This is a genomic window from Rhizobium phaseoli, from assembly GCF_010668805.1.
Lineage (GTDB): Bacteria > Pseudomonadota > Alphaproteobacteria > Rhizobiales > Rhizobiaceae > Rhizobium > Rhizobium phaseoli_A.
The window spans coordinates 1-430 of record NZ_WUFT01000084.1; the positions used below are offsets into that span (position 1 = coordinate 1).

Sequence of the window (430 nt, forward strand, 5' to 3'; positions counted from 1 at the left end):
GAATACCTCGTCTGCCGCGAAGACATCGACTCGGTGCTCGGCTTCATCGCGTCCAAGGACATCCTGCAGCAGATCCTGTCGGAAGAGTCCTCCGCCGTGATCCGCAACATCAGCAAGCATTACGACAAGAACCTGCTCGTGCTGCCGGACACGCTCAACCTGTCACAGGCCCTCGCGCGCTTTCGCGAGATGCACGAGCGCTTTGGCGCGGTGGTCAACGAATACGGGCTGGTGGTGGGTGTGGTGACGCTCGACGACATTGTCGGCGCGGTAATGGGCGACATCCTGTACCTGGGCGAAGACGAGCAGATCGTGCGCCGCGATGACGGCTCCTGCCTGATCGACGGTGTCACGCCGCTGGGCGACGTGAAACGCGCCTTCGACCTCGACGACCTGCCCGGCGAACACCACGTCGAAACCCTCGCTGGGC

Annotated in this window: 1 protein-coding gene; it reads left to right on the top strand. The window is 63.3% G+C overall.

Annotated elements, in window-relative coordinates:
- Positions 1-430: CBS domain-containing protein (locus GR197_RS31480; RefSeq protein WP_164016620.1), on the top strand; the 430-nt coding region annotated here is incomplete at both ends.